The organism is Fodinicurvata sp. EGI_FJ10296 (genome assembly GCF_040712075.1).
Classification (GTDB): domain Bacteria; phylum Pseudomonadota; class Alphaproteobacteria; order DSM-16000; family Inquilinaceae; genus JBFCVL01.
Map to the genome: position 1 here is coordinate 480,147 of NZ_JBFCVL010000005.1, position 25,676 is coordinate 505,822.

The 25,676-nt window shown below is 63.2% G+C and carries 26 protein-coding genes and 1 tRNA gene; 7 read left to right on the forward strand and 20 right to left on the reverse strand.

Annotated features, from left to right (window positions below; translation table 11 throughout):
* The first annotated feature begins 40 nt into the window (after nt 1-40).
* The 3 genes from ABZ728_RS13610 to ABZ728_RS13620 all read left to right on the forward strand — a co-directional run bounded on the left by ABZ728_RS13610 (nt 41) and on the right by ABZ728_RS13620 (nt 3,633).
* Nucleotides 41-1,498: a methyl-accepting chemotaxis protein gene (locus tag ABZ728_RS13610; RefSeq protein WP_366656716.1), complete on the forward strand. Its 1,458-nt coding sequence runs from the start codon at nt 41-43 to the stop codon at nt 1,496-1,498.
* A gap of 100 nt (nt 1,499-1,598) precedes the next feature.
* Entirely contained in the window at nt 1,599-3,107 is a 1,509-nt protein-coding gene (locus ABZ728_RS13615; protein WP_366656717.1) for a hypothetical protein, read from the forward strand.
* Between the two features lie 76 nt (nt 3,108-3,183).
* The gene (locus tag ABZ728_RS13620; RefSeq protein WP_366656718.1) at nt 3,184-3,633 is read left to right on the forward strand and encodes a thioesterase family protein; all 450 of its coding nucleotides are present in this window, start codon (nt 3,184-3,186) and stop codon (nt 3,631-3,633) included.
* A 39-nt stretch (nt 3,634-3,672) separates the two neighbouring features.
* On the opposite strand, the gene fosX is transcribed toward ABZ728_RS13620, so the two are convergent.
* Together fosX and ABZ728_RS13630 are read right to left on the reverse strand one after the other, a co-directional pair.
* On the reverse strand, nt 3,673-4,071 hold the full coding sequence (gene fosX, locus ABZ728_RS13625) for a FosX/FosE/FosI family fosfomycin resistance hydrolase (RefSeq protein WP_366656720.1): 399 nt from the start codon (nt 4,069-4,071) through the stop codon (nt 3,673-3,675).
* Nucleotides 4,072-4,174: 103 nt separating this feature from the next.
* Nucleotides 4,175-5,044 (reverse strand): phosphatase PAP2 family protein, encoded by an 870-nt coding sequence (locus tag ABZ728_RS13630; RefSeq protein WP_366656722.1) that lies wholly within the window; start codon nt 5,042-5,044, stop codon nt 4,175-4,177.
* Between the two features lie 247 nt (nt 5,045-5,291).
* On the opposite strand from ABZ728_RS13630, the gene ABZ728_RS13635 reads away from it, so the two are divergent.
* The 4 genes from ABZ728_RS13635 to ABZ728_RS13650 are packed head-to-tail and all read left to right on the forward strand — an operon-like array spanning nt 5,292 to nt 10,472.
* Nucleotides 5,292-6,896, forward strand: coding sequence for a glycosyltransferase family 39 protein (locus ABZ728_RS13635; RefSeq protein ID WP_366656723.1), 1,605 nt, complete (start codon nt 5,292-5,294; stop codon nt 6,894-6,896).
* Nucleotides 6,896-7,981 carry a glycosyltransferase family 2 protein gene (locus tag ABZ728_RS13640; RefSeq protein WP_366656724.1) on the forward strand — a complete coding sequence of 362 codons (1,086 nt, stop codon included), beginning with the start codon at nt 6,896-6,898 and terminating at the stop codon, nt 7,979-7,981. The genes ABZ728_RS13635 and ABZ728_RS13640 overlap by 1 nt, the downstream gene beginning before the upstream one ends.
* Nucleotides 7,974-9,050 carry a lysylphosphatidylglycerol synthase transmembrane domain-containing protein gene (locus ABZ728_RS13645; protein WP_366656725.1) on the forward strand — a complete coding sequence of 359 codons (1,077 nt, stop codon included), beginning with the start codon at nt 7,974-7,976 and terminating at the stop codon, nt 9,048-9,050. Before ABZ728_RS13640 ends, ABZ728_RS13645 begins: the two co-directional genes overlap by 8 nt.
* Nucleotides 9,051-9,095: 45 nt before the next feature.
* Nucleotides 9,096-10,472, forward strand: a complete 1,377-nt coding sequence (locus ABZ728_RS13650; protein ID WP_366656726.1) for an MFS transporter — start codon at nt 9,096-9,098, stop codon at nt 10,470-10,472.
* Between the two features lie 287 nt (nt 10,473-10,759).
* Here ABZ728_RS13650 and ABZ728_RS13655 read toward each other — a convergent pair whose 3' ends face one another.
* The 18 genes from ABZ728_RS13655 to dcd form a co-directional block, all read right to left on the reverse strand.
* A complete protein-coding gene (locus ABZ728_RS13655; RefSeq protein ID WP_366656727.1) occupies nt 10,760-11,860 on the reverse strand; it encodes an ABC transporter ATP-binding protein in 1,101 nt (366 codons plus the stop codon).
* Between the two features lie 7 nt (nt 11,861-11,867).
* The gene (locus ABZ728_RS13660) at nt 11,868-12,653 is read right to left on the reverse strand and encodes an ABC transporter permease (protein WP_366656728.1); all 786 of its coding nucleotides are present in this window, start codon (nt 12,651-12,653) and stop codon (nt 11,868-11,870) included.
* Entirely contained in the window at nt 12,650-13,627 is a 978-nt protein-coding gene (locus tag ABZ728_RS13665) for an ABC transporter permease (protein ID WP_366656729.1), read from the reverse strand. Before ABZ728_RS13665 ends, ABZ728_RS13660 begins: the two co-directional genes overlap by 4 nt.
* Nucleotides 13,628-13,768: 141 nt before the next feature.
* Complete coding sequence (locus ABZ728_RS13670) at nt 13,769-14,881, reverse strand: extracellular solute-binding protein (protein ID WP_366656730.1); 1,113 nt, start codon at nt 14,879-14,881, stop codon at nt 13,769-13,771.
* A 42-nt stretch (nt 14,882-14,923) separates the two neighbouring features.
* Complete coding sequence (locus ABZ728_RS13675; RefSeq protein WP_366656731.1) at nt 14,924-16,012, reverse strand: NAD/NADP octopine/nopaline dehydrogenase family protein; 1,089 nt, start codon at nt 16,010-16,012, stop codon at nt 14,924-14,926.
* A 362-nt stretch (nt 16,013-16,374) separates the two neighbouring features.
* Nucleotides 16,375-17,160 (reverse strand): dimethylsulfonioproprionate lyase family protein, encoded by a 786-nt coding sequence (locus ABZ728_RS13680; RefSeq protein ID WP_366656732.1) that lies wholly within the window; start codon nt 17,158-17,160, stop codon nt 16,375-16,377.
* A 43-nt stretch (nt 17,161-17,203) separates the two neighbouring features.
* Nucleotides 17,204-17,279: transfer RNA gene (locus ABZ728_RS13685), tRNA-Phe, on the reverse strand.
* Between the two features lie 121 nt (nt 17,280-17,400).
* Nucleotides 17,401-17,622 carry a DNA gyrase inhibitor YacG gene (locus ABZ728_RS13690; RefSeq protein ID WP_366656733.1) on the reverse strand — a complete coding sequence of 74 codons (222 nt, stop codon included), beginning with the start codon at nt 17,620-17,622 and terminating at the stop codon, nt 17,401-17,403.
* Between the two features lie 52 nt (nt 17,623-17,674).
* Nucleotides 17,675-18,880 carry a ribonuclease E/G gene (locus ABZ728_RS13695; protein WP_366656734.1) on the reverse strand — a complete coding sequence of 402 codons (1,206 nt, stop codon included), beginning with the start codon at nt 18,878-18,880 and terminating at the stop codon, nt 17,675-17,677.
* Nucleotides 18,861-19,514 (reverse strand): Maf family nucleotide pyrophosphatase, encoded by a 654-nt coding sequence (locus tag ABZ728_RS13700; protein ID WP_366656735.1) that lies wholly within the window; start codon nt 19,512-19,514, stop codon nt 18,861-18,863. The genes ABZ728_RS13695 and ABZ728_RS13700 overlap by 20 nt, the downstream gene beginning before the upstream one ends.
* Nucleotides 19,515-19,534: 20 nt before the next feature.
* Entirely contained in the window at nt 19,535-19,753 is a 219-nt protein-coding gene (gene infA / locus ABZ728_RS13705; RefSeq protein WP_366656736.1) for a translation initiation factor IF-1, read from the reverse strand.
* Between the two features lie 85 nt (nt 19,754-19,838).
* The gene (locus ABZ728_RS13710; RefSeq protein WP_366656737.1) at nt 19,839-20,372 is read right to left on the reverse strand and encodes an arsenate reductase ArsC; all 534 of its coding nucleotides are present in this window, start codon (nt 20,370-20,372) and stop codon (nt 19,839-19,841) included.
* Nucleotides 20,373-20,378: 6 nt separating this feature from the next.
* Complete coding sequence (locus tag ABZ728_RS13715; protein WP_366656738.1) at nt 20,379-20,945, reverse strand: UPF0262 family protein; 567 nt, start codon at nt 20,943-20,945, stop codon at nt 20,379-20,381.
* A 39-nt stretch (nt 20,946-20,984) separates the two neighbouring features.
* Complete coding sequence (gene hisD / locus ABZ728_RS13720; RefSeq protein WP_366656739.1) at nt 20,985-22,307, reverse strand: histidinol dehydrogenase; 1,323 nt, start codon at nt 22,305-22,307, stop codon at nt 20,985-20,987.
* Between the two features lie 5 nt (nt 22,308-22,312).
* Complete coding sequence (hisG, locus tag ABZ728_RS13725) at nt 22,313-22,972, reverse strand: ATP phosphoribosyltransferase (RefSeq protein ID WP_366656773.1); 660 nt, start codon at nt 22,970-22,972, stop codon at nt 22,313-22,315.
* Nucleotides 22,973-23,107: 135 nt separating this feature from the next.
* Entirely contained in the window at nt 23,108-23,734 is a 627-nt protein-coding gene (locus ABZ728_RS13730) for a DUF2948 family protein (protein WP_366656740.1), read from the reverse strand.
* The gene (gene murA, locus ABZ728_RS13735; protein ID WP_366656742.1) at nt 23,731-25,029 is read right to left on the reverse strand and encodes a UDP-N-acetylglucosamine 1-carboxyvinyltransferase; all 1,299 of its coding nucleotides are present in this window, start codon (nt 25,027-25,029) and stop codon (nt 23,731-23,733) included. Before murA ends, ABZ728_RS13730 begins: the two co-directional genes overlap by 4 nt.
* An 84-nt stretch (nt 25,030-25,113) precedes the next feature.
* On the reverse strand, nt 25,114-25,668 hold the full coding sequence (dcd, locus tag ABZ728_RS13740) for a dCTP deaminase (RefSeq protein WP_366656744.1): 555 nt from the start codon (nt 25,666-25,668) through the stop codon (nt 25,114-25,116).
* Nucleotides 25,669-25,676 lie beyond the last annotated feature (8 nt).

A 25,676-nucleotide genomic window follows, 5' to 3' on the forward strand; every position in this document is an offset into this window, starting at 1 on the left:
TTCCCACCGTCGCTCGTCACAGTATTGCGGAATTCGTTTCATGACCTCACTCGATCAGATCCGCCAACGCGTGGCGTGGGCCTTCGCCATTCTCGTTGCCCTTCATCTTCCGATCGTGATTATCCTGGGATGGGCAGTTGAGGTGACGTGGATGCCGGCCGCCACGGGGACGGCGATCCTGTCGGCACTGCTGACGGCGACCACGTGGACGGCGCCGCGCGCGACGACGACCCATGCCCTGGCTGCGGTCAGCCATGTGGCCGTCATCGCCATTCTGGTGGCCATGCTGAACGGCCACCCCTGGCAGATCGACATGCACATGTACTTCTTCGCCGGGATCGCTCTGATCGGCATGTTCTGCAACTGGCGGCTGATCGTCATGGCCGGCGGGCTGATCGCCGTACACCATCTCGGCCTCAATATCCTGATTCCGGCAGCCGTGTTCCCCGGCGGCGGCGATATTGGCCGCGTTCTGCTGCATGCGCTGATCGTCGTCGTCGAAGTCGGCGCGTTGTCGTGGCTTGCCGTCCGCCTGGTCGCCGCCTTCGCCGGCGCCGAAGCGGCCATCGCCGACGCCCGCGCGGCACAGGCCGAAACTGCCCGTCTGGCCGCCGAACAGGCGGATTACGAGGCCACGATCCAACGGACAGCCACCCAGCTCCGCTGCGAAATCGCCGCCGGGTTCGAGGCCGATATCGGCGGCATCGTACGCGAGATGGCCATCGCCGGACGAGACCTGCAAGGCGCGGCCAGGGGGCTGACGGATGTGGCAGAGAACACCCGCCAGGGAGCAGCAGGCGCCAACCGCAGCGGAGAGAACGCTGCGGTCAACATCGATGCCATCGCTCTGGCGTCCGACGAACTGTTGCAGTCGATCTCGGAAATTGCCCGCCAGATCAACCATTCCGAGACCGGTGCGCGCGATACGGCCGCGAAGGCCGGGCAGGCCGCCGAAACGGTTCGCCAGTTGGGCGAGCGCACCGCCGAGATATCATCGATCGTGGACCTGATCGACGACATCGCCGAGCGCACCAATCTTCTGGCCCTGAATGCCACGATCGAGGCAGCGAGAGCCGGAGAGGCCGGCCGCGGCTTCGCCATCGTGGCGGGCGAGGTCAAGGCACTGGCACGCCAGACGGCGGAAGCCACGCGCGGCATCCAGCGCCAGGTCGAGGATGTTCAGGCGGTCAGCAAGCAGGTTGAGGCGGCCATCTCCACCATTGATGGTGGCATTCGCGCCGTTCTGTCGGCGGTCGGCGCGATATCGAGTGCGGCCGAAGAACAGGAAGCCGCCACCCGCGAGATCGCCAACAAAGTGCAAGCGGCCGCCGACGGTACAAGGGATGTGTCAGCCGCGATCGCGGGCGTCGATGCCGTCGCGGTCACGGGCGAAGAGCGATCCGGCGTGGTTCTGCAGGCGTCGACGGCGTTAAATGACATTTCCGGGCGTCTGCGTGCCGCCATGACCGACTTTGTCGACCGCATCAAAGCTGCCTGACCAGCCGGGCTCCGCGACCATGGACCGAGAACCGGCTTGACCCGCCTTTGCCAAGGCAGAGACACTCTGGTCGCATATAAGAACAGGAAAAGGCGTACCCATGTCCAGAATGCCGCTGTCCGTCATTTCGCACGCTTCGCTCGCCGCCGCTGCGGCCCTGATGTCACTCACGGTGGTTCCACCAACCGCCGGCGCGCAGTCGGTCGCCGAGGTCTCGGAGTCCTTCGCCCATGTCGCCGGATATCGGCCGATCGATGTCGAGGGATTCACGAACGCCATCATCGATGATTTCGAATGGCACGGCACACCCAGCATCACGCCGGTGCGAACGATCGGCCCGCTGGCGATGGCCATTCTGGCGGTCGAGGCCTATGAAGCGCCGTTGGAGCGCGTCAGATACCGCATCGAGTACGGCATGGCACAAGGCGGCGGCGAGCCACCGAACGGGCCGACCAATGTCAGCCTTATCCGGATCGACCGCATCAATCTGGGCCCTGCGATACGCGAAGACATCATCGACAGCTATGGCCGGGAGAATGCCCCGCCGCCGGGCGTCTTCGGCGACGGTCCCCATGTTTCCTACCGGTTCGCCATGAGCCCGATACAAGGCACGCCGGCCTCGATCAACGCGATCTCCCGCGCGGAAATGCCGGACGCCCAGGTGGCTTCGCTGGATTGCTTCGGATCGCCATGCATGACAACGGCGTCGGTGATCGAAGATGCCGCGTCCTGGCAGAACGAACGCACCGCGGCGATGAACTTCGACCAGCCATACGGCGTCTATCGCGACAATGTGATTTCGCCGGCCGCCGCCATGGATCTCATTTCGCTGCAGCACGGTCTGGCAGTCAACCACGAAGGCTGGATCAGCTGGAACGGCTTCGAGGCGCGGGAAGGCGTCCCGGAGGGCGAATCTTTTGCCGAAGCCGTGATCGAAATCAATCTGGGGCAGGAAGAAGCTGTCGATTCGGCGCTCCGCGACACCCATCTGATGGATCACACCACCGACACCTTATGGCGGCGAATCGCTGCCGTATCCATGGGCCCCAATGCCGTACCGCACATAACGGCATTCGACGCGGTCGAACCCCGCATGCAGCAAGCTGGCCCTGCCCCGCGCGCCGATCGTGATTCTTCGCCAACCCGGCCCCGGAACGCGCCCGGCCCCTCAATCGACGACATCGTTCCGGACGAAGCCTTGAAGATGCCAGCCTATCGGCCCGACGGCGCCCATCTGCCGCCGGTCGCGGCAGCGGATCTCGTTGATTGCGGCGCCATCGACCAGAGCCGTCCGGGTGGTATCATTGCGTTTCCGAATGCCCGGGGTCGAAACTGGACCGAAGCCGGTATGGGACCGGTGACCGTCGGTTTCGTCGGCTGCTCCAACACCTTCGAAGCCAATATCCAGTACGAAGCGTTTCACGGCCAGGACGAGGATCCGACGATCGAGGGTTTCACCATGGGCGGCACGCTCGGCGACTGGCGAGCCTTCGAATTCGAGGAGAGGTTCTGGACGGCAGGGGAATGGACATTGGTCGTCTTCGAATACGATGCCGCAAGCGGGGACCGGCTGGAATATGATAGCGTCACGTTCACCGTCGAGCGGTGACGCCGTCCCGTTCGCCCGAACCCAACGACCGATCCGACCGAATTCCAGTTCCGCAACCGAGAGCCGACGACCGCCAATGACCCGCAATACGCTACACAGCCTCGTCATTCCGTCGGAATGGATCGATTACAATGGTCATATGAGCGAGGGCTACTATGCCCTCGTTTTCAGCGACGCAACCGACGCCCTCTATCTGCATGTCGGCGCCGATGCCGACTGGCGGGCAGCAAATCGGCAATCCCTCTATACCGTCGAAACCCATATCCGCTATCTACGCGAAGTCACAGAAGGCGCGACGGTCTCGGTCGTCACCATGGTCGTCGGACTCGACCGCAAGCGGATCCACCTGGCTCACGAACTGATGCTGGGCGAGGACTGTGTCGCCACGCAGGAGGCCATGGCCCTGGCCGTGGACCTGGAAACCGGGAAAAGCACGGCCATCGAGTCCGGCCTGTTCGACACCCTGGAGGACCTGGTCGTGGACGAGGCGCCGAGCTATGTCGGACGCCGGATCGCCCTGCCTTGAGGCTATTCCTGTACGCAGCCCAGGCTCGCAAAAGGGGGGTCAGCCGCCCTCGGCGTACCGCTTCAACCGGTCATTGATCGTTCCTGTATGAAGCTCAAACATATGATTGTCGTCATCGTAGAAATATATCGAACGCCCTTCGCCCTCAACGCGTGACCGGCCCTCCCGGACCTCCAGGCCAAGTTCGCAAATGCGTTCCAGATAGCGCTCGTACTCGGCGTCGTCGATCTTGAAGGCAATGTGGTTGTAGGTCCGCGTCGGCAGCGGGTCGCCCTCCATTGTCGCCATCCAGATCGGCTCTGCGCCTTCGCCAACGAGGAAAAAGCGCTCCCTCGACAAAGAGAACGTCTCCGGGCCGCTGTCGTAGACCATTTTCGCGTCCAGAACCGTCGTCAGGATTTCTTGCATCCGGTCGAGATCGCGCACGATGAACGTCATGTGGCTGAGACCCTGAACCAGATTTTCCTCCTGTTGCCGGAAAAGACGGCGTCACCGATGCATAAGCGCCCCGGTCAGCAAGACATAATGAAGCTGGCGATGACTAATAGCGCACCGAAAGTTGCACGCCGACTTCATCGCCGCTGTGATAGGCATTGAGCGAGACGTTGTCGTTGTCGAAGGGGCTCATTCCGGTGGTCAGGCGGCCGATGCCGTATCCAACCAGCGCACCACCGACGACATCCGACAGGAAATGACCGTCGTCGTTGATCCGCGAAAGCGCGACGCCGGTGGCAAGACCATAGCTGACGATGGGAACCACCGGCGTGTCGCGGTATTGTTCCGCGACCACCGATGCGGCCGCGAACGCGGCGGCGGCATGCCCTGAAACGAAGGACGAATTTCTGAGTGACCCCGGCCCACCCCAGTCCCACGCGTCGTCACCGTCGCCGGGACGTCGGCGGCCACCGACCCACTTGATGCCTTCGACCGTGGCGGCCGTGATCAAAAGGCTCTGAGCCGCCAGCAATGCCGTCGACTGAAGGCGGCGGTTGCCGGAAACCGCACCGACCAGATAGGCCGAACCGGTTCCGATCGCCATGTTCTGAACGACGCCCATCTCGTAGAACGGCTCGGAGACATCGTCCGATCCGTTGCTGCGCAGATCGTTCTGCCACGACCGCTGAACGCTCTCGTCCAGGGCGAAGGCGAGCCCGATCCCCGCCAGCGCCAGCGCATTCTGCGTCAGCCCCTCGCGGTCCGTGCGAAACGGCTGCCGCAACGCCTGTCCTGCCACTCTTGGATAGTTGAGCAGGTATTCGGTGTCGAACGGGTTCACGATGCGCGACGTTTCGGCGCCGGCTTCCTGGGCGCTTGCAGCGCCGGGAACCGCCAACCCGCCGATCAGCGGGATGCACAGGATCATGGCCCGGCAGACACATCCGCCCATGCGGGAAAGCAGGCGCAACGGCATTGGTCTTTTTCCTTTTGGTCGGTCGAAGGGGGATGTGTAGAAGGCGGGTATTACTTTTGCGTGAATGAGCGGGGCGGTCCGGCTGGACGCTGTCTCCTACTTTTGAGGTAGAATCGATGTACCACAGAAGCTGGTCGTCCGGAAGAACGCGGAACAGGATTCGGCCCACCCACGTTACCCGAACATTCCGGAACCGAACATCCAGGAGCTTCTGCGCAACTTGCTGTTCAGCGGTCCGCCAGCTTTCATGAATACCATCGCTACCGCCGTTCCCCGAAAATGGGTCGGGACCGACATCTGGTCACCGCGCGCCGTCGCCATGATCATGGGCGCCTATTTCGTCCTGCATGCCGTGACCCGGCTGCTCATGGGTCCGGTACTCGGAATCGACGACGCCGAACAGACATTGTTCGCCCAGCACCTGAATTGGGGCTACCGATTCGCTCAACCGCCTCTGTTCACATGGATCTATGTCGGCCTTGGGAACGCGATAGGATTCGGCATCGTCGCGGCGACGATCATGCGCTACGCATTGCTGGGGCTGACGGCGTTCTTTCTTTATTCGACGGCACGCCGCCTGATCCCGGACCGGCGACTGGCTGCGCTGGCGCTCTTCAGCTTCGGCCTGATCTATGTATTTGCCGTCTATTCCCACCACGACCTGACACACACGACGACTCTCGCCGCCACGATCGCGGCAACGCTCTACGTCGTCTGCCGACTGACCGAATCCCCCCGGTGGCGCTGGTATGCGGCGCTCGGGATATGCGTGGGGCTCGGCGTGCTCGCCAAATGGAACTATGTAATGCTGCCGGCGGCATTGTTCCTGGCCGCCGTGGCGCGGCGGGAAACGCGGGAGTTGGTCTTGACGCCGAAGCTGGCCGCAGTCCTGCTCCCCGCCGCAGCGATCCTGGCCGGGCCGCTGGTCTGGGTGTTCTCACATATCGACAGCTTTGCGTCGGTACAGAGCTCGGTCCTTTCCGAAGGCGGCGCTCCGCCGACGTTTCTACAGACGCTGGCCTCTGGAACGGCCGATTTCCTCGTCGCCCTGGCAGCGTTCCCCCAGCCCTTGCTGGTCATCTTCGCAGCCGTTTTCCTGCCCGGTCTTTGGTTCCTCCGGCACGGCCGGCGGGACGCGAGCCCGCGTCCCGCCTCGCACCCCCGCGGCGCGTGGGATCGCCGTCACCGCCTGCTGCTGTCGACGATCGTCGCCGGTATCATTCTCCATTGGGCACTGGTTCCGGTACTGGGCGCGGTGTCGTTCAACGAACGCTGGATGCATCCCGTTCTGATGCCGGCGCCGCTGCTGGCTTTCGCCGCACTTGCGTGTCGGCCACCAACCGACCGGGCTGTGCGCATCTTCATCGCCATTCTGGTCGGCGTCACGGCACTGGCCTGGACGGGGCTGGTCGTGCGCCATCTTCTGGGCGCCGACGCCTGCGGAAGCTGCCGAACGCTGACACCGATTCCGGAGCTGGCCGAACAGATCGCCGATGAAACCGCCTTCGACAACGGAACCATCGTGACGAGCGGATTTCATCTGGGCGGCAATCTTCGCGTCGCTTTTCCGGGCGCGCGCGTGATAGAAACCGGCTATCCCGATGCCGTCTGGCCTCCATCGACGGGCGCCGACGGGCAATGTCTCGCCGTCTGGACGGTATCGCCGGGATCCGACGCATCCGCACCGCGGGTCCCGGAAGCGATAATGAACCGGCTGGGCGTATCTCTGGGCATCAGCGCCGCACAGTCGCCTCAACACCACGGCACTGTGGAAACGTTGATGCATGGATCGGAAACCCGCCGCTACGCACTCGGCTACGCCCTGTTCGACAATGAAGAAGCGACCTGCTGATGCCCAACGAAAGCCGCGCCCCGATCTCGGCCCCCGGCACCAAACCCGATACCAGCAATGGCACCGACCCGCGGCCCACCATCGCGGTTGTGGTTCCCGTCTTCGATGAAGAAGACAGCCTCGGGCCACTGGTGGACGAATTGCTGGCGGTCGCTGCGGAGCATAATCTCGCGCTCCGCCGCATCGTCATGGTCGATGACGGCAGCCGGGACGGCAGTTGGAGCGCGATACGAACACTGTCGACGACTCATCCGGTGGTATCGGGCCTGCGGATGCGCCGGAACTTCGGCAAATCGCTCGCCCTGGACGCCGGTATCCGCACCGTCGACACAGACATCATCGTGACCATGGACGCCGACCTGCAGGACGATCCGTCGGAACTGCCGCGCTTCATCGCCGAGATTGACGCAGGGTGGGATCTGGTATCGGGCTGGAAGCGCCAGCGCAACGATCCGACCTCGAAAACCCTGCCGTCGCGCCTGTTCAACCGCGTCACGGCCGCAGCCAGCGGTGTAAAGCTCAACGATTTCAACTGCGGGTACAAGGCGTACCGGCGTGAAGTCTTTCACCGCGTGCAGCTTTACGGCGAATTGCACCGCTATGTGCCGGTGCTGGCCCACTACAACGGCTTTACCGTCACGGAAATTCCGGTCAACCACCGGGCCCGGCGGTTCGGGCGATCGAAATTCGGCGCCGAGCGCTTCATAAAGGGGTTCCTTGACCTGCTGACGGTCATGGCGATCACACGTTTTGCCCAGCGCCCCGGGCATCTGTTCGGCGGCGCCGGCATTCTGATGATGCTGCTGGGCGGCGGCACGCTGACCTATCTGACGCTGCTGAAACTGATCACGGGGGCCGATATCGGCGGACGGCCGCTTCTGATGTTCGGCGTCATGATGACGATCATCAGCGTCCAGTTGATCGTGTTCGGCATGCTGGCGGAAATATTCAATGCCCGGATGCGGCCGGGCACGTCGCTCGACGCGGTCAAGGAACGGACCGGCCCGCCCGCATCCAGACCCCCGATGCCGGAGTCTCCCGCACCGACATCCCCTGTCGCAGGCGAAACCGAACGCCATGGCTGATCCTGCGCGTGTGGGCGCGCCGCCTTCGCGATCCCGCATCTGGCTTCGGCGCGCGGCGTTCAGCCTTGCCGGCCTCGCTATGGCCGCAGCGATGCTGTGGGTTCTGATCACGCCGGAGTCCGCGGCCGCCATGCGATCAGCCGTGCGTGGCGCGTCTCACATCTGGTTTCTCGCCGCCCTGGCGCTGATGCCACTGATCCAGACCATCCGGGCGGCGCGTTTCGGTCGGCTTCTGTTCGGCAGCGACCGCCGACGGCCGGGGCTCTGGGCCGTCACCACGACATTGCTGGCGGTGAACACCATCCTGCCGTTCAAATTGGGCGAAGCCAGCTTTCCGGTCATGACACGGCGCCTTTATGACGTTCCACTCGCAGACGGAACCGGCGTCATTCTGTTTGCCCGGTTCCTGGACCTCGCCGCAACGCTGACCCTTTTGGGTCTGGCGGTCATGCTGGCCGATATCGACACCGGCATCGGTATTCCCCGGTGGCTATCGATCGCCGCCGTAAGCCTGACGGCCACCCTCAGCCTCGCGCCGTTTGCACTCGTCCCCGCCGCCCCGCCGAACACGCCGCCAGCGGCACAGGCTGGCCGATTGCCGAGCCGCCTGAAGACGATCCTCGCCGACATAACGCGGCTGCACACCCGTATTACGAACGCCAGGACGGCGGGCGCGATCGTGGTGTCGAGCTATGGCATCTGGGTCCTGCACGCCCTGGCCGCGATGTGTGCCGTTGAGGCCGTCGACGCCACCCTTCGCGTTCATATCAACGCCGGAACGTCCGCCGCCGCTGGTCTGGTGACCAATATCGCCTTTGCCTTGCCGATAACGGGGGTCGCCGGGCTCGGCGCGCCCCAAGCCGCCTGGGTCGCACTGGCGCGGCTGGCCGATATACCGATGGCCGACGCCGTTGTGGGCGCATTCGCCTATACCGCGGTGACGCTGACAGCGACTGCCGTTCTGGGGGCGACCGGCGCCACTCTGCTGTCCTGGCGGCTCGCCCGACAGCCGGCGCACCGGCGCGACGCGGACGGCAATGGTATTCCCCCGCGCCCTGATCGGCGTTAGCCTTCACCGCGAACCCTGCTCCTGAGCCCGATCGATGGACACCCAATGCTGGAAATCCTGACCAATCGCACTTATCGCCACCTGTTTGCAGCACAGATTTTCTCGCTGATCGGCACAGGCCTGACCACGGTGGCGCTGGGCCTGCTGGCCTACGATCTCGCCGGCGCCAATGCCGGCGCAGTCCTCGGCACCGCGCTGGCGCTGAAAATGGTCGCGTATGTCGGCATTGCCCCAATCGCGGGGCCGATTGCGGCACGCCTGCCACGACGGCAGCTGCTGGTGACGCTCGACGCCATCAGGGCGGGGTTCGTGCTGCTGCTGCCCTTTGTTTCCGAGATCTGGCAGATCTATGCGCTGGTCTTCCTGTTTCAGGCGTGTTCGGCAATATTCACCCCGACCTTCCAGGCGACGATCCCGGAAATCCTCCCCGACGAACGGCAATATACCCGTGCGCTGTCGTTATCCCGGCTGGCTTACGATCTGGAATCGCTGGTCAGCCCCCTGCTGGCTGGATTGCTGCTCACGGTTATCACCTTTCAGTGGCTGTTCATCGGCACGACGCTGGGTTTCCTCGCCTCTGCCCTGCTGGTCGTATCGGCCGGCGTGCCGAGCCTGGTCAAGCGACTGGCCGACGAAACCTCCTTTTGGGAGCGGGTGACGCGCGGCTTGAAGATCTATCTGAAAACGCCGCGGCTGAGGGCATTGCTGGCGCTCAATTTCGCCGTTTCCGCGGCCGGGGCGATGATAATCGTCAATACGGTCGTTCATGTCCGTGCCAGTCTCGGCGGCAGCGACAGCGATGTCGCAATGCTGTTCGCCGCCTATGGTCTGGGCTCGATGGCGGTGGCGCTGTCGCTGCCCCGGCTGTTCGACCATCTGACGCCGCGATCGATCATGCTGCCGGCGGGGGCTGTGCTCGCTGTGTTGACCGCGTTGGGCGCGACCGCAGACACCTTCGCCATCAGCCTCATTTTGTGGCCCGCCATGGGCGCCGCCGTTTCGGCGGTCATGACGCCGGGCGGGCTGTTGCTCCGGCGTTCGTCCCATAGTGACGACCGCCCCGCCCTGTTCTCGGCACACTTCGCCCTGTCCCATGCCGGCTGGCTGATCACTTACCCGCTGGCAGGGTGGCTCGGCGCCCGCGCCGGGCTGGATGTCACGTTCCTCGTCATGGCGGTGCTGGCGCTGGCGGGTGTCGGACTGGCGGCCGCGCTGTGGCCCCGTCCGGATGAGGAAACGTTGGAACACGCTCACCCGGTTCAAGAACACACGCATACGCATGTGCATGATGAGCATCACCAGCACGACCACGAGGGCTGGGAGGGGCCGGAGCCGCACAGCCATCCTCATCGCCACGGTATGCTGCGCCATGCCCACCCGTTCGTGATCGACGATCATCACCCGGTCTGGCCGTCCGGGTAGCGGTTCGGCGCCGGCGTCACGCGCTGCAGACCCGGGCCCACGCTATCAACGCTCTCGCTGAGGTTGTGGACCCCGGATGACGCTTCGCGTCTCCGGGGATGAGATAGGGGGCGGATACTGTGTCAATAAACACAGTTGCCGGGGATGGGTAAGGGGCGGCGACGCCCCACAAAGCCACCCTGCCCCGGACGCGATGCAACATGAAATGTTGCTTCGCAGAGCCGGGGACCACACTTTCAACGCTCGCGCGGAGCGTGTGGACCCTGGATGACGCTTCGTGTCTCCCGTCAGGTCTTGAGAACCGCCATCCGCGCGGCATTCCAGCCGATCCAGATCCGGTCGTCGTCGATCCGGTCCAGAATGAACGGATCGACCGAGGCCTGCAGGGTGGCATCGCCGCGATCGGGCAAAGCAATATCAATGGTGGTGCGATTGCCCTTGAAGACGCGCCGGATGACCCGGCCCTCCAGAACATTGGTGGTGCTGGGCGCCGTGTCCGGTCGATAGGACTGACACAGAATGTTCTCCGGGCGCACCGCGGCTTCGACCCGCGTCCCGACCGCGACCGTTCGGCCGGCGCCAGTCGCCCTCAACTCGGCGCCGTGCCAGTCGAGCACGATCTCGTCGCCGTCCCTGCCCTTGACCGTGCAGTCGATGAAATTCGTTTCGCCGATGAATCCGGCGACGAAACGGCTGAGCGGTTGGTGATAAAGCTCCTCCGGCGTTCCGTCCTGTTCGATGCGGCCCTCGTTCATGACCACGATCCGGTCCGACATGGTCAGCGCTTCTTCCTGATCATGGGTCACGAAGATGAACGTCTTGCCGGTGCTGCGCTGGATGGACTTCAATTCGACCTGAACCTGACTGCGCAGCTTGGCATCCAGAGCGCCCAGCGGCTCGTCCAGCAACAGCACCTTGGGATCGGGCGCCAGCGCCCGCGCAAGCGCGGCCCGCTGCCGCTGACCGCCGGAGAGCTGGTCCGGCATCCGCCGCGCGTGCTCGCTCAGTTGAAGGAAGTCTAGAAGCGATTCGACACGTTCGTCGATCTGCCGGCGATTCCGGCCCTGTAATTCCAGACCGAACGCCACGTTGCGATGGACCGTCATATGGGGAAACAGGGCATAATCCTGGAACACCATGTTGACGTTGCGTTTGTTCGGCGGCACCCGAGTTACGTCGCTGCCATCGAGCAGAATGCGCCCCCGGTCGGGAACCTCGAAGCCGCCCAGCAGACGAAGCGTGGTCGACTTCCCGCAGCCGGACGGCCCCAGCAGCGTCACGAACTGGCCCTCGGCGATTGACAGGTCCAGATCGGCCACGGCTTTGGTGGCACCAAAACTCTTGGTGATGCCGTCGAGACGGACGATAGCGCCAGCTTCATCATTCATGTTTTTCTCAACTCCGATTCAATCGTCGCATCGACCGTTCCGCCCACAGGCCGCCCAGCGCGGTCAGCAGCAGCACGACCGTCGCGATGGCATTGATTTCCGGCGACATGCCCGATCGCAGTTCGGCGAAGATCAGCACCGGCAGCGTCGGCTGATACCCTCCCAGGAAGAACGAGCGGACGAAATCGTCGAAACTGAGCAGCAGGCAGAACACGGTGCCGCCAACGAGCGCGGGCTTCAGATAGGGCAGCGTGATCCGCAGGAAAGTGATCAGGTTGTCCGCGCCGAGATCGCGGGCGGCATCCAGATGGCTCTGGCGCAACGACGACAGCCTCGCCATCACCAGCAACGCCACGAACGGCACATTGTGGATGGTGTGGCCGAAGATAATCGCCCCCATCCCCGGCTCGATACCGATCAGGCGAATAAAGATCCTGAGCGCAATGGCCGAGATCACACCCGGCACGACGGCCGGCAGGCACATCAGGCCGAAGACCGCGAGCTTGCCCCAGAACCGCGTCGGGCCCAGCAACAGGGCCACCCAGGTGCCGATGAAAAGCGAAAGTACCGTCGAGACGACCGCGATCGTGATGGAATAGATAAACGTCGATCTGATCGTGGGGTCCGTCAGGGCGGTGTAATACCAGTCGGTCGTCCATTCGTTGATCGGAAAGCCGATGAACTGGGAATCCTTGAACCCCATCAGCGTCATCATCGCCAGCGGCAGAAACAGATAGGCGACAAAGGCCCAATAGATGAAGGTGAGCGTATTCGGACCGCTGGTTCTCGTCATTTCAGGAGCCCTCCGCCCTTGCGGCCCATGACCTTAAGAAAGATGCCGGTAAGCGTGAGCGCACTGATCAGCATGATGCTTGAGAACGCGGCGCCGACCGGCCACTGGTCGCCGGCGACGTGGAAGAACCGGGCCACTGTCTGAGCAAAGACGGTCGTATTGGGGCCGCCCAGAAGGACCGGTGTGGCGTAATAACCCGTCGACAGCAGGAATACCAGGGTACAGCCAGAGGCGATGCCGTCGCGCGACAACGGCAGGATTATCCGGCGGAACCGGGTGAACGCCCCGGCGCCGAGGTCGGACGCCGCCTCAAGATAGTTGTTCGGGATTTTTTCCAGCGCCGAATACAGCGGCAGCAGCATATAAAGCGAGGTCAGATAGATCACGCCCATGCCGAGCGAGAAGTTCGTGTACATGAAGGGTATCGGCCGGTCGATCAGCCCCATCCAGTCCAGCACAATGTTCACGAAGCCGCGATTGCCGAGCAAAATCATGATTGCATAGGTACGGACGATCTCACCGGCCCAGAACGGCACCAGCAAAAGCAACAGGAACAGCAACCGTCGATCCGCCGGCACCAGCTTGGCGATGTAATACGCCACCGGATACATGATGATCAGCGTGATGAAGGTCAGCGTCGCCGCAAATACGAATGTCCGCACAAATGTCGAGACATGGATGGGGTTGCTGAAGAACTGCGCCCAGTTGTCCAACGTCCACGATGGCGTCTGCCCGGAGCTTGGCGGATAGGCATCGAGAAAGCTGATCTGGAACATCTGGACGATCGGGCCCAGATGCATCGCGAATATCCAGAACAGCGGAAAGAGCGCCAGCAACCAGAAACGGCGGCGTTCGGTGGCCAGCAGCGGACCGGTGATGGACAGATACACCGGATTGCCGGTCAGGCGTGCCCATACTCCCCGCCTGGACGGAGTGCCTGCTCGCCCACCGGGCCGATCCCTCGTAACATCCATTGCGGAAAAGCCCTCGGCCCTGAACGGGAACAAAAATCCCCGCACCAACAGGGCCCGGTGCCGGGAATGGGACGCCCGCGGACCGTCATCGACGGATTCCGCGGGCGCTTCTGCGTTTCGATGCTATGGCTTACGCGCGCATCATCCAGCCTGAATTTCTTCAACGGCGGGATCGACCAGTTCATACTTCATTTCGTTGGCGTCGGCCCTGAAGAAGCGCAGCCCCGACAACTCTTCCTCGGTGAACGACGACGCCTGCTGTTCCAGTTCGGTCAAATGCTGCTCCACACCACGGAACGTCGAGATGAAGCCCGACGCGCGGGTCATTGCCGCGCCCACTTCCGGACTGGCCAGAATGGCGTCGAGCAGACGATAGGCGTTCTCTTCGTTGGGCGCGTTGTTCGTTACGTTGAAGTTATAGACGAAACCATAGGTGCCTTCCTGAGGGATCGTCATGTCGACCGGGAAGCCATCCATGATCAGGCGGGAGATGGGGCCCGACCAGGCATGCGCCAGCACGATATCCTGGTTGACGAACATCTGCTGCACTTCGGCGCCGGCGGAATAGAAGTTTCGCACCATGTCCTTGTGCTCGATCAGGAAGTCGCGGGTTTCGTTTACGATCTCCTGGGCCCGTTCGCGGTCTCCCATATATTCGATCATGTTGCCGTCATAGCCCAGATAGAGCATCGCCACCGACATCATGTCCTGAATGATATAGGCCGTCTGTCCGCGATACTTGGGATCGAACATCACGTCCCAGCTGCGGGTTTCCGATTCGTCGACGATCTCGGTGTTCCAGGCCAGCACCTCCGCGCCGGTCAGAATGGGCACACCCCATTTTTCGCCATTGATGACGATCCAGTCGCTGTCCCTGTAAATCGGATTGACCGTGCTCCAGTTCTGCAGCCGGTCTTCGTCGATCGGGACCAGCAGATCGCTGTCGATGAACTGGCGGAACCGGTGACCGGCAATGGTCATCAGGTCGACTGATGGTTCCGGTGCTTCGGCGGCCAAAAGATTGAACTGCTGCCCCTGGTCTTCCACCAGCCGAATTCTGATCTCGATGCCGGTTTCATCCTGGAACTGCTCGCGGAATGCATCCGGAATGAAATTGGCATAGGTCCAGACATTCACGACGTTATTCTGTGAAAACGCCGACCGCGACCGGATGATGGCGGGCGCCGCCAGGATACTCGCACCGATCGAGGAGTTCTTGATGAATCCGCGCCGGGTAGTTTGGAATTTTGACATTGTCGTGCCCCCTTGTTGATGAGTGTTATTGCCGTACGAGAATCAAACGGCCGTGTCCGGCGTGTATCCCGCCGTTGCAAGCCGCTTCAGGTCTTCAGGTCCGAGTCCGTCCAGCCCCACCGCCGGCAGCAGATCGTTCTCGCCGGCGAAATCGCGCCCATAGGCAGCGCCGAATATGGCAATGCCCGACTCATGCAATCGCGCAGGAACGCCGGCCAGTGAAGCCAGACGCGCCGTGGGAACAAGCCCGAACGGAACGTCTTCCAGCACATAGCGGCTTTCCAGCGTGTCGGGACCGATACCTCCGCGGCCGGCGGCATGCATTTCCTGGTTCATCGCCGACACCGACGCCATGGGAACGTGAAACGACAGCGAGAAGTGCTCGAAGATCGTTCGGACCTGAACACCGAAAGCTTCGGCAACGGCCAGACGTTCAGCGTCGAGCGCCTCCAGCAAACGGCCGACGGCCGGCGTCACGTTCTCGCCCTGCCCCCATTTCTCGCCGCGCTCCATGCGCGTCAGATTGCACAGCGCGATGCCCATATGGTTCTGCGGGTTCAGATTGGAAAGCGCGATCGCCAGGAGTCCGTCGCGCCGCACAAATCGGTCGCCGAACAGTTCGGTGCAGATCGCGTGGCCGGCGTCAATCGACGCTGCAGGAACGGTCGCCAGATCGATCCGCTGGCGCACCGTGTTGACGTTCACCTGTGTATCGCTGGTCTGGCGCCCGGTGGTCAGCGTGGTTCCCCAGGCGACGATCGGGACCGAAACGCCGCGGCGCGCCAGCAGACGGGAAAGATAAAGTGCCCCGAACGAGGCATGCGACGATATCACGACGATCTGCCCGGCCTGAAGATGGGGTGCAATGGCATCCATCGCCATCTTGTGGCCATTGCCGGGAAGCGCCAGTAGAACGACGTCCTGATCGGCGACCGCCTCGGCAGCGTCAGCGGCGACCCGGGGAACGAAGCTTGTCTCGATCGCACCCGTTGCAACCAGCGGCGCGCCACCGGCAAGCGTTCGCGTCCGCTGCCCTGACGGCGACCAAATGGTGGGCCGGTGGCCGGCATCGTTCAGAAATGCCGCCATGCCGAAGCCTATGGCACCGGCGCCCAGTATTCCCACACGCATCAACGACGCTCCTTCCGGCCGTCACCTCGATCAGAATGAGCCGCGGAAAGGTTCACCCTTCATGCCGCGCAAGACCGCCGGCAAGGCGGACAAGCGAAGGATGTCGGGCAAACCCCATGCGGCATGACCCTCCGCCTTCCGATGTCCTGAAGTCGCTTCCAGCCCCGACATCACTTACGTACCGGATCACGACTGAAATCCGTCGATCGAGGCCTTGACGCTGCGAGGACCGCAACACAGTGGTATTACGAAAACCCTAGGAGAAGTGTCGGCGGGAAGTCAACGCCGATCCATCGTCTGTCGGCAAGGGCCCCATTCACAATCTGTTTGATGATATGGACGGTGTTTCACGTTCCCGTCCGCTAGATTCCGCGTGCCATCCGGGCTTTCCGGGTCGACGACATCTTCATCCCCGGGGCGGTGAGGCGAGCCTCCGGCCCGATCCATGCATAGGCCAGCAGGCAGGGTTCGCGATCCGCCGTCGTAATGCGGTGCTCGTCGCCGGGCCGATTGAGGATCAGCGACCCCGGCGCATAGACAGCGACATCGTTCTCGGACCATGCGCCCGCGACCGAAACATAGCTTTCCTCGATCTCTTCGTGGCTATGCTGTGGATAGGTCGTCTTCGGTGCGAATAGAACGAATCCAAGCACCAGCCGGTCTGACTGCACCGGCCCCCGTGGCCCGAGAATTTCGCAATAGGCGTATTTCTTCTCAAGCGCCCTGGGAACCTTCTTGTAGCCGTACGCCCACGTCAATTGGTCGGAAACCCGCGACAACGCACGGGCCAGACCCTGGACGACGCCCCGCTCGCCCAGATCGAGTGCGCGAGGCAGATGAGCGGAGACCGGCTTGCACTCGCAGGGGCGCGTCAAAATTTCCGGGTTGGCGTCGATGACCGCGGAGAGCGTTTCTCGAACGCGTTTACGGTGGCTGCGGATCAACTTGCTGCCGCCGGCAGAGCCGTGGCGGTAGAGCGACTCAAACTCCCGCAGCAGGTAGACCCAACTTGGGCGGTCCATCAGCCGCGGCTGTGACGACGTTGGCGCCTGGGCGGGTTCGCAGCCGGAGTCGGGGCCGGAATCGGGGCCGGAATCGGGGCCGGGCTTCTGGGCCGGCTCCGTCATCGAGGGGAGTTCAGCAGCCATCTGAGCGCCGTCAAAACAGATATGCATTCGGGGGGGATGGAAGTGGTGCCCAGGGACGGAATCGAACCGCCGACACGGAGATTTTCAGTCCCCTGCTCTACCGACTGAGCTACCTGGGCCACCGCGTTTCGGCCGGGGCCGAACGCGCCCCCTCGTATAGAAAACGCGGGTTCCGCTGTCCAGCCGAATTTTGCCTATGGCTGAAATTCTATTGCCCAGGGTCGGGAAGCGGCGTCGGCTTCAGCCGCGTTCGGGATCGTCCCCGTCCTCGTTTGCCGATCTTGCGAGGGCTTCATCGCTCTCGTCGGGTGCCTCGACCGCCGGTATGCGATAGTCTTCGCCGAACCAGCGGGCGAGGTCGACATCGCGGCAGCGATTCGAGCAGAAGGGACGGGTTGCGAGGCTTGCGGCCTTTCCGCAGATCGGGCAGGCAGCGGCTCGTTTCTTCGGTTCCGATTGCATGAACAAGGTCTTCCAGCTCCGTCGTTCAGACGCGGGCACACCAGGGCACCGCTTAGATATCATCCGGGCTCAGAATCGCCGACAGGGGCATGCCCCGGCGTTCGCGCGCAAACTGTATCAGACCCAAAGGCGACGGGCCGTCCAGCGCGTGGATACGGCGGGGGTCGCCAGCGAGGGCCGATTCCAGCCGCGAGCGAATTCCCGTCAGCGGCTTGCGCGACCGATCGGTCAGAAAGTCGATCACGATCGTACCCGCCAGGTTGCGCAGTCGCAAATGCCGGGCCACGGCATCCACGGCTTCGCGGTTCACCTGCGCCGGTGTCGGACAGCTTCCCTGGTCGACATCGACCGTCACACAGGCTTGCGTCTGTTCCATTATGATCCTGCCGCCGGACGGCAAGGCGATCTCCGGCCCCAGCAGCATGGCAGCCGCCTCGACCAGATCAGACGCCCGATTGTCGGCCACCACATTGACATCGGGCAGTCTCGGCCGAAGCTGTCCCGCAAGAAACAGCGCGGCGTCACCGGTCGGGCAGAGAACCTTGCTGCAACCGGGGTGATCCAGCAGCAGCCGCTCTGCCGGCCTGGTGGCAGGGGCCAGCACTTTCGGCAGGGTATCGGCGGAACGGCTGCTGTTTTTGCAGTCCTGCCAAACGGATGACAACCGCCGCACCTCGTCCGCGATTGCCGCGTCGTCGGCCGTCACGGCGGCAGTGCGAAGAATCCAGCCCAGCGATTGTCCGCCCGGGCCGCCGCCCTCACGCACCAGTGCCGCCACCGTCTGGCGGCGTGGGTCGGGCCAGTTGCGTCCGCCACGGATCGCCGAATCGAACGGCGTCAACACGACGAAGCGGCCGGTAAGGCCGATATCGCGGGCTACGGTGAAGCCTTTGCCGTCCCGGGGCAGACCCTTGATCTGAAACAGTCCGGTGTCGGCTGCGATGCCGTTGCCCTTCTCGGCGTCGGGCGCGCGGTCGGTCCCTTGGGCGAGAAAGGCCGGCTGCGACGCCCCGATCTCGACACGCAGATTGCGCCGCTTTGGATCGTGACCGACGACACGGCCCAGAACGACCGCATCCAGGCCGAGCCCGTCCGTATCCACCGCGTCACACACAATGTCCGTGATGGTCTCGCCCGACGAAACACCAGCGATTTCCACCTGCCGGCCGTCACGGCGGCGAATGGTCATGCTGATGACGTGCTGGACGCCACCGGCCGCCTGATCGGATCCCGTATGTTCAGATTTGGGGGGCGGCATGGCAATCGGTCATGGACGCGCCGGCCAGACCCTTGAGAATCGGGAAGCCCACGCCAGCCAGCATCGATCCGGTTTCCCAGAGCGGCAGCCCCACCACATTGCTGTAGGACCCCTGCAGGGATCGGACGAACAGCGCCGCCAGCCCCTGCACGGCATAGCCGCCAGCCTTGCCCCGCCATTCGCCAGAGGCCAGATAGGCGTCGGTCTCCTCGGCGGTCAGGCGCTTGAATGTAACCGTCGTCGTGACGAGGCGCTGCGCAATACGGCCATCTGGCGCCATCAGCGCGACCCCGCCATGCACCCGATGCCGCCGACCCGACAGCAGGTCGAGACAGCGGCGTGCGACCGCCGCATCGTCCGGTTTCGGCAAACAACGGATGCCGCAACCGACCACCGTGTCCGCCGCCAGTACGAAGCGCCCCTCGTAAGCGCCCGCCACGGCACGCAATTTTGCCGCCGCAAGGCGCTGAGCAAGATCGCGTGGGCGTTCGGCCTGCCGAGGCGTCTCATCGACTTCCGCCGGCGCCACTGCTGCCGGTACAATACCGATCTGTCGCAACAAATCCACGCGCCGCGGACTTGCCGAGGCGAGCACCAGCCCACCGGGACGATCGGCGCTTGGCCCAGGGCCCACGATGCCGTGATCCGTGCCCACTATTTGAATCGGAACGTTATCCGTCCCTTGCTCAGATCATATGGGGTCATCTCGACATTGACCCGGTCACCAGCAAGCACCCGGATGCGATTCTTGCGCATTTTGCCCGATGTGTGGGCGAGCACCTCGTGCTCGTTGTCGAGGCGGACGCGGAACATTGCATTTGGAAGCAATTCCATGACCGTCCCATTAAATTCTATCAGATCTTCCTTTGCCATGTTGGCCTTTGGCTACCTCTTGGTTTTGATCACATGCGACCGGTTCGCTCAGTCGGTTGATACCTGTGCGACCAAGCGTTGACGGTCAAGAACTTTTCCGATTGGCAACATCCGAACCTCGCCCGGATGGCGTATTCACTGATCGGGAGTCGCCACCGATTCGCCCCGACGCCGGACCGGAAGCCACAGCATTGCCGGACTGAAACCGTTCCTCGATCCGCCCGATCAGCTGATCCCGTGTGTTTCTGTACGCCTCAACCTGCTGATCGCGGGTTCCGCGTATGGCCGTCGGGTCGAAAGTCGGCCAGTAGACGACATCGCAGGACGTCGTTCTCGTAAGCTCCAATGCCCTGTGATGTGCTTCCGGAGACAGGGTTACCACAAGATCGAAGGTCCCATCGTCCAAATTATCGAGCGATTTGCTGCGATGTGCGGAAAGATCCATGCCCTGCTCGGCCATGACGGCGACAGTGAACGGATCGATATCGGCCGGTACGATGCCCGCACTCTGTACGAAAATGCGCTGTCGAGCCACGCGTTTCAAGATCGCCTCGGCCATCGGTGAGCGTATGGCATTGTGCGTGCAGACGAACAGTACGCTGGTCGGGATCGGCGCCATATGCAATCAGCCTCTGATATGCAGGACGCACAGCAATGTAAAAAGCCGTCTTGCCGTATTGTGATCGACGCTGACCTTGCCTTTGAGACGCGATTGAAGAATGCGCGACCCTTCATCGTGGATTCCGCGCCGCCCCATGTCGATTGCCTCGATTCTTGATGGTGGTGCCGATTTGATCGCCTCGTAGTAGCTTTCGCAGATAAGAAAATAGTCGCGAATAATTTGCCGGAAAGGCGAAAGCGACAAATGTATGCTGCGCAATGTTTGGCCGTCTTCTGCGCGCCCGATATCCAGGACGAGCCGATTGTCCTGCACACCCAACGACACGAAATAGGGTCCCGGCTCGCAGTTCTGCGGTGAAAAACTGTTCTGTTCGAGCAGGTCGTATATGGCGATCCGGCGTTCGTGTTCGATCTCCGGCGATCGCCGGGCATTCAGGCTGTCATCGAGCGTTATCGCGGCTATGCGCTGCGGCTGGTCGGCCCCGTCGGCCCGTCCCCGATCACCTGACCCCGGATCGCCCGCCCCCACATCACCCGATCCCGAATTTTCGATCTCCGATTCTCTCGGCATCTCTCTCCTGCCTTGCGCCGTGCACGATGAGGCCGGTCGCTATCCTTCGGGTGCGGACATCAAGCGCACGCGAATCGACAGCGCGTGCGCGCTCAACCCCTCTTCTTCGGCCAGGGTCATTGCGGCCGGGCCAATGTTGCCGAGACTGAGCGGATCACAGCGAACGATGGTCGTCCGCTTCACAAAATCCGCCACGCTCAGACCGGAGGCAAAGCGCGCGGTCCGATCGGTCGGCAGAACATGATTGGGACCGGCGACATAGTCGCTGACGGCCTCCGGCGTGTAGCGGCCGAGAAAAATCGCCCCCGCATGGCGGACTCGGGCGGCCAGCCCCTCGGCGTTGGCAACCGCGAGTTCCAGGTGCTCCGGCGCGATACGATCGGCGAGATCGACCGCCTCATCCATCGTGGCCACCGTGATCACGGCCCCATGGTCGTGCCACGAGGCACGGGCGATTTCCGCGCGCGGCAACACCTCGAGGTGAGCCTCGACCGCGCGCTGCACGGCTTCGGCAAAGGCCGGATCGTCGGTGATGACGATCGAGCGTGCCATCGGATCATGTTCGGCCTGCGCCAGCAGATCCGCCGCGATCCACGATGGGTCGCTGTCGCCGTCCGCAATCACCAGCACTTCGGACGGACCGGCAATGCCGTCGATGCCGACGCGACCGAACACCTGGCGCTTGGCCTCCGCGACATAGGCGTTGCCGGGACCGACGATCTTGTCGACCGGCGAAATCGTGTCGGTACCGAAAGCCAGCGCGGCGATCGCCTGGGCACCGCCGATGCGATAGACCTCGTCGACGCCGGCCAGACGGGCAGCGGCCAGCACGACATCGCCTATGCCCTCGCCGGCGGCCCCCTGATGCACGGCCTCGGGGACCGTCATGACCACACGCTGAACGCCGGCGACCCGCGCCGGCAGCACATTCATCAACACGGTGCTGGGATAGGCGGCCCGGCCGCCCGGAACATAGACACCGACGGAATCGATCGGCGTGTATCGTGCCCCCAGCCCGACACCGGCGGCATCGGTATAGCGAAAGCCCTCGAAGGTCTCGCGGGCGTGGAATGCCTCGATACGCTCGGCTGCTGTTTCGAGTGCCGCCCGCGTTTCCGGGGAAATGCCGGCCAGCGCCGACTCAAGCCGCTCGTCCGGGATTCGCAGATCGGCAGCCGTGTCGATCGGCGCATCAAACTGGCGCGTCAGATCGAGCAGAGCGTCGTCACCCTCGTCGTGGACGCGTGCAAGAATACCTGCAACCGTGCGCCCGACATCGTCGGCCGGTGACCGGCGGCTCTCCAACACGCGCTGGAAGCGGCTCTCGAAATCCGGGTCGAACGTTGAAAAACTTTGCGGCATAAGCTTCAGGCGGTCTCGACCGCCTCCTCGAAACGGTTGATCCAGGGCGCCACATCGTCCGGCCGCGTCTTGAGCGCCGCCCTGTTGACGATCAGGCGTGAGGTGATGTCGGTGATGTGCTCGATTTCGCGCAGGCCATTGGCTTTCAGAGTTGCGCCCGACGAGACGAGATCGACGATCCGGCGGCAAAGGCCCAGGCTCGGCGCCAGTTCCATCGCGCCGTTCAGCTTGATGCATTCCGCCTGCACACCGCGCGCCGCAAAGTGACGGCGCGTAATTCCGGGATATTTGGTTGCCACGCGAATGTGGCTCCACCGCGTCGGATCGTCGTCGTCGCCCATGTCGACGGGTGCGGCGACAGCCAGCCGGCAGGGGCCTATACCCAGATCGAGCGGTGCATAGATTTCCTGATAGTCGAACTCCATCAGAACGTCGCGACCGGCGACGCCGATATGTGCCGCGCCGAAGGCGACAAAGGTCGCCACGTCAAAGGATCGCGCTCGAATGATTTCCACGCCGGGAACATTGGTCTTGAAACGCAAACCGCGATGGCCGGGGTCGTCGAACGCCGGCTCCGGCTCCAGACCGGCGCGCGTCATCAGCGGCCGCAGTTCGTCCAGAATCCGTCCCTTCGGCAGGGCAATAACGAGCGGTTCATCGATAATGGCGGTAACCCCTTGTCGGCTTTCCGGTCACTGTCGGCTCGGTTCGCACGGGTAATCCGGCGAATGCGCGCCACCTTAGGGCCGGTTCATCATGTTCTCAAGGCCTGCGGGAGCCGCAGAGGGATTTGGGCTCAATCATGCTCCGGAACCGTCGTCGTCGGCCAATCCGTGATCGGGCATGCGATTGGTCGGCCACGGCTCGCCCAGGTCTTCCAGCAGAATATCGAGGTCCAGGGCGGTTAGACGCGTCCAGGCACCACCGGAGAACGCGATCAGAATCTCGACTTCACCCGGCGTCGCCCCGGCGTCGGCTGTAATCGCCAGAATATTCAGGAATGCGCCCCGATCCTTTATATCGATGCCTTTACTGGCAACATGCGTCACCGACGAGACCCGAACGGCAGCGTTGGTGCGATAGTAATGTCCGCCACCATCCTCGCCGCGCGCCTCTGCCTCGTCGTCCTCATCCGATCCAAGTCGGGAACTGTCCTCGACCATCCCCACATCCCACCGGAAGCGGTTGACGACCATGGCGAACAGTTTCTCGTCCTTCAGGAAGGCCATATCCATGACCGGGACGATGGCATCCTGAAGCTGGGCCGAAAGCACGAGGAGGTCGTCCGCGTCCCGCGCGCGAAGCCGCAGCGGCGCCGGCGTGCCTACCGCAGGGAGTGGCGCCGAATCCCTGGCTTTCGCTCCGGCCTTCGAAGCGTCGCTTGCACCCGAAGCCTGAATGTTTCTATCGGTCGGTGAACCCGTCATTCGTCATCCGCTATTCGTTCGATGTCGGCGCCGCATGCCGACAGTTTCCGCTCCAGTTCCTCGTAGCCGCGATCGAGATGATACACGCGGTTGACGATCGTTTCACCCCGCGCCATCAGCCCGGCCAGAACGAGTGAGACGCTCGCCCTCAGGTCCGTCGCCATCACCTGGGCCCCTGTCAGGCTCTCGACCCCGCGCACCAGAACCGAACTCTGGTGTACTGTAATATCCGCTCCCATGCGCATCAGTTCCGGCACATGCATGAATCGGTTCTCGAAAATCGTTTCCGTGATCATCGACGCACCGCTGGCCGTACACATCAATGCCATGAACTGCGCCTGCAGATCGGTCGGAAAACCGGGATAGGGTTCGGTCATCGCGTCGACGCCCTTGACGCTGCCGGGCGCGCAGGCCACGCGAAAGCCGTCGGGCTCTTCGGTCACGGCGATACCAGCCCGGCGCAGGATATCGACCATGGCCTGCAGCGTGTCGATCCGCGCGCCCTGCAGCAGGACATCGCCGCCCGCGATCGCCGCGGCCATCGCGTAGGTGCCGGTCTCGATACGGTCGGGAATGACCGGATGCCGGGCGGCCGACAGCCGATCGACGCCCTGAACATGGATCGTGTCGGTGCCAAGCCCCTCGATCCGCGCGCCCATTGCCTGCAGGCACAGGCCCAGATCGACGATCTCGGGCTCGCGCGCGGCATTGACCAGCACCGTTTCGCCGTCGGCCAGGGCAGCGGCCATCAACAGGTTTTCCGTGGCCCCGACCGAGACCTTCGGAAATACCACCCGCGCACCCTTCAGACGACCGGCCGGAACCGAGGCGTGGATATAGCCCTGATCGATCGACACCTCGGCGCCCATCGCTTCCAGACCGGAGATATGCAGATCGACCGGACGCGTGCCGATTGCGCAGCCACCGGGCAACGAGACCTCGGCCTTTCCGCATCGCGCCAGCAGCGGCCCCAGCACGAGCACCGATGCGCGCATCTTGCGTACGATGTCATAAGGTGCGGTGGTGGAGAGAATTTTCGGCGCCGCGAGCTCCAGGACCGCGCCCAGGCGGTCCTCGTCCGGCTCCTGGACGCTGCGGTCGACGATCTCGACCCCGTGCTGGCCCAGCAGCGCACTCATCGTGCGGATATCGGCCAGACGCGGAACGCCCGTCAACGTCACCGGTTCGTCGGTCAGCAGCGCGGTCGCCATCAACGGCAGTGCCGCATTTTTCGAGCCGCTGATCGGCAGGCGCCCCGTCAGCCGATTACCACCGCGAATGCGAATCCGGTCCATTCATTTACTCCCCTAAATCGGCGTAGCATTGATCAGCGCATTGGGGCCGGCGTCGCCCATTGCCCGGCACCGCATGATGCCCCGCTATAGCCTGGGCAGCGTGACGCCGCGCTGGCCCATATATTTGCCCTGGCGGTTGGCGTACGAGGTCTCGCAGGGCTGGTCGCCCATAAGGAACAGGAACTGGCAGGCCCCCTCATCGGCATAGATCCGGGCCGGCAGGGGCGTCGTGTTGGAGAATTCCAGCGTCACATGGCCTTCCCAGCCCGGCTCAAGCGGGGTGACATTGACGATGATCCCGCACCGGGCATAGGTCGACTTGCCGACGCAGATCACCAGCACATCGTCGGGCACCCGGAAATACTCCACCGTCGACGCCAGCACGAAGCTGTTCGGCGGGATCACGCAGGTCTTGGTCTTGCGGCGGACGAAGCTCGTTTCAGAGAACGCCTTGGGGTCGACGACATCGTTGTCGACATTGGTGAAGATCAGAAACTCATCCTGGACGCGGGCGTCATAGCCATAGGACGACAGTCCATAGGAGATAACGCCGTCGCGATTCTGCTTTTCGACGAACGGCGTGATCATGCCGGTCTCCGCCGCTTTCTCGCGTATCCAGATATCGGACATGATCGTCATGGCCGGCC

Excerpts from the sequence above, each read along its gene's own strand:
- ABZ728_RS13655 (WP_366656727.1), bottom strand. The coding sequence starts at position 11,860 with ATGAATGATGAAGCTGGCGCTATCGTCCGTCTCGACGGCATCACCAAG.
- ABZ728_RS13645 (WP_366656725.1), top strand. The coding sequence starts at position 7,974 with ATGGCTGATCCTGCGCGTGTGGGCGCGCCGCCTTCGCGATCCCGCATC.
- ABZ728_RS13730 (WP_366656740.1), bottom strand. The coding sequence starts at position 23,734 with ATGACGGGTTCACCGACCGATAGAAACATTCAGGCTTCGGGTGCAAGC.
- ABZ728_RS13710 (WP_366656737.1), bottom strand. The coding sequence starts at position 20,372 with ATGGCGCCGATCCCGACCAGCGTACTGTTCGTCTGCACGCACAATGCC.
- ABZ728_RS13665 (WP_366656729.1), bottom strand. The coding sequence starts at position 13,627 with ATGGATGTTACGAGGGATCGGCCCGGTGGGCGAGCAGGCACTCCGTCC.
- ABZ728_RS13675 (WP_366656731.1), bottom strand. The coding sequence starts at position 16,012 with ATGCGTGTGGGAATACTGGGCGCCGGTGCCATAGGCTTCGGCATGGCG.
- ABZ728_RS13715 (WP_366656738.1), bottom strand. The coding sequence starts at position 20,945 with ATGCCGAGAGAATCGGAGATCGAAAATTCGGGATCGGGTGATGTGGGG.
- ABZ728_RS13660 (WP_366656728.1), bottom strand. The coding sequence starts at position 12,653 with ATGACGAGAACCAGCGGTCCGAATACGCTCACCTTCATCTATTGGGCC.
- ABZ728_RS13650 (WP_366656726.1), top strand. The coding sequence starts at position 9,096 with ATGCTGGAAATCCTGACCAATCGCACTTATCGCCACCTGTTTGCAGCA.
- ABZ728_RS13680 (WP_366656732.1), bottom strand. The coding sequence starts at position 17,160 with ATGGCTGCTGAACTCCCCTCGATGACGGAGCCGGCCCAGAAGCCCGGC.
- ABZ728_RS13635 (WP_366656723.1), top strand. The coding sequence starts at position 5,292 with ATGAATACCATCGCTACCGCCGTTCCCCGAAAATGGGTCGGGACCGAC.
- ABZ728_RS13620 (WP_366656718.1), top strand. The coding sequence starts at position 3,184 with ATGACCCGCAATACGCTACACAGCCTCGTCATTCCGTCGGAATGGATC.
- ABZ728_RS13695 (WP_366656734.1), bottom strand. The coding sequence starts at position 18,880 with ATGCCGCCCCCCAAATCTGAACATACGGGATCCGATCAGGCGGCCGGT.
- murA (WP_366656742.1), bottom strand. The coding sequence starts at position 25,029 with ATGGACCGGATTCGCATTCGCGGTGGTAATCGGCTGACGGGGCGCCTG.
- infA (WP_366656736.1), bottom strand. The coding sequence starts at position 19,753 with ATGGCAAAGGAAGATCTGATAGAATTTAATGGGACGGTCATGGAATTG.
- ABZ728_RS13690 (WP_366656733.1), bottom strand. The coding sequence starts at position 17,622 with ATGCAATCGGAACCGAAGAAACGAGCCGCTGCCTGCCCGATCTGCGGA.
- fosX (WP_366656720.1), bottom strand. The coding sequence starts at position 4,071 with ATGACGTTCATCGTGCGCGATCTCGACCGGATGCAAGAAATCCTGACG.
- ABZ728_RS13615 (WP_366656717.1), top strand. The coding sequence starts at position 1,599 with ATGTCCAGAATGCCGCTGTCCGTCATTTCGCACGCTTCGCTCGCCGCC.
- hisD (WP_366656739.1), bottom strand. The coding sequence starts at position 22,307 with ATGCCGCAAAGTTTTTCAACGTTCGACCCGGATTTCGAGAGCCGCTTC.
- dcd (WP_366656744.1), bottom strand. The coding sequence starts at position 25,668 with ATGACGATCATGTCCGATATCTGGATACGCGAGAAAGCGGCGGAGACC.
- ABZ728_RS13640 (WP_366656724.1), top strand. The coding sequence starts at position 6,896 with ATGCCCAACGAAAGCCGCGCCCCGATCTCGGCCCCCGGCACCAAACCC.
- ABZ728_RS13630 (WP_366656722.1), bottom strand. The coding sequence starts at position 5,044 with ATGCCGTTGCGCCTGCTTTCCCGCATGGGCGGATGTGTCTGCCGGGCC.
- ABZ728_RS13610 (WP_366656716.1), top strand. The coding sequence starts at position 41 with ATGACCTCACTCGATCAGATCCGCCAACGCGTGGCGTGGGCCTTCGCC.
- ABZ728_RS13670 (WP_366656730.1), bottom strand. The coding sequence starts at position 14,881 with ATGTCAAAATTCCAAACTACCCGGCGCGGATTCATCAAGAACTCCTCG.